Below are 213 nucleotides of genomic sequence, written 5' to 3' on the forward strand. Positions count from 1 at the left end.
AAAATTCAAGGTGGACGGCATCAGGTCAGGACTGTTTTGTATATGGCAATGATGTCAGCCATACAATCAAACCCTGTTTTTAAAGAAACTTACCAACGTTTAGTCGAAGCCGGAAAACCAAAGAAAGTAGCTATTATTGCCTGTATTAGAAAGATGGTCGTGACGCTTAATTCAATGCTAAGAGATGGTGTGATGTGGGAAGCGCCAAAAGCT

1 pseudogene is annotated in these 213 nt (G+C 40.8%); it reads left to right on the forward strand.

The annotated features are described in order from the left end of the window. Nucleotides 1-213, forward strand: a pseudogene (locus AB4128_RS20695) (IS110 family transposase); the annotation flags it as partial.

The sequence above is a fragment of the Shewanella sp. 10N.286.52.A9 genome, from assembly GCF_041468985.1.
Taxonomy (GTDB): Bacteria; Pseudomonadota; Gammaproteobacteria; order Enterobacterales; family Shewanellaceae; genus Shewanella; species Shewanella japonica.